Source organism: Acidobacteriota bacterium, from assembly GCA_040752915.1.
Taxonomy (GTDB): Bacteria; Acidobacteriota; UBA4820; order UBA4820; family DSQY01; genus JBFLVU01.
Window position 1 is genome coordinate 46188 of the sequence record JBFMHB010000016.1, and the last position, 1228, is coordinate 47415.

At 69.5% G+C, this 1228-nt stretch carries 2 protein-coding genes; one reads left to right on the forward strand and one right to left on the reverse strand.

What is annotated here, in order from left to right; translation table 11 throughout:
• The coding region (gene speY / locus AB1824_04875; GenBank protein MEW5764290.1) for a deoxyhypusine synthase at nt 1-960 on the forward strand (960 nt) is incomplete at its 5' end.
• Between the two features lie 52 nt (nt 961-1012).
• On the opposite strand, the gene AB1824_04880 is transcribed toward speY, so the two are convergent.
• Nucleotides 1013-1228: peptidylprolyl isomerase (locus AB1824_04880; GenBank protein ID MEW5764291.1), on the reverse strand; the 216-nt coding region annotated here is incomplete at its 5' end.

Consider the following 1228-nt stretch of genomic DNA (forward strand, 5'->3'; position numbering starts at 1 on the left):
AAGATGCTGAAGCGCGACGTGACGGTGGGCCTGAGCCTCACCGGCGCCCTCACTCCGGCGGGGATCGGGCGGTCGTGCATCGTCCCTCTCCTGCGGGCGGGGTTCGTGGACTGGATCGTTTCCACCGGCGCCAACCTCTACCACGACGCCCACTTTGCGCTGGACCTGTCCCTCCACCGGGGAAGCCCCTTTCTGGACGACACCCGGCTCAGGCGCGAAGGCGTGGTCCGCATCTACGACATCCTCTTCGACTACTCGGTCCTGCTGAGGACCGACGCCTTTTTCCGCAAGGTCCTCGAGAACGAGGAATTCCAGCGGCCCATGAGCACCGCGGAGTTCCACTACCGCATCGGCGCCTACCTCCACGAGCGGGAGCGAGCCCTCCGCCTGCGCACCCCGTCGGTCCTCTCGACGGCCTTCGCCGAAGGGGTGCCGGTCTTCACCTCCTCCCCCGGTGATTCGTCCATCGGCATGAACGTGGCCGCCATGGCCCTGAAGGGGAGCCGCTTCGCCTTCGACGTGAGCGCGGACGTGAACCTCACCGCGGCCATCGTGTGGGACGCCAAGCGGCGGGGGAAGAAGTCCGCCGTCCTCATCGCGGGGGGCGGGTCGCCCAAGAACTTCATGCTGCAGACCGAACCGCAGATCCAGGAAGTCCTGGGGCTCCCCGAGAAGGGCCACGACTACTTCCTCCAGATCACGGACGCCCGCCCGGACACGGGAGGGCTCTCGGGGGCCACGCCCTCGGAGGCCGTCTCCTGGGGGAAGGTGGATCCCAGCCAACTGCCGGATACGGTCGTGGTCTACACGGACAGCACCATCGCCCTTCCCCTCCTCACGGCCTACGCCCTGACCCGGACCCGGCCCCGGCCCTCCAAGCGGCTCTACGACCGGCTTCCCGCCCTGGGCAAGGCCCTCCAGAAGGCCTACCTCAAGAGGGAGACGGCCGCCGGGGGCTGAGGGGGCGCCGCCCGCCCGGCGCGGAGAAGCCGTACCGGTAAGAGGCGGAGGATCAAAGCCGCCGCGCGGTGAGAATGCGGACGGGCGGATCGAGGACCTGGCCCCGGGCGGGGCGCGCCTGGATGCGGCGCACGGTCTCCATTCCGGAGATCACCCGGCCGAAGGCGGCGAAGCCCTGGCCGTCGGGGTTTCTCCGGCCCCCGAAGTCCAGTTCGGGCTGGTCCCCCACGCACAGGAAAAAGTCGGAGGTGGCGGTGTCGGGTTCGGA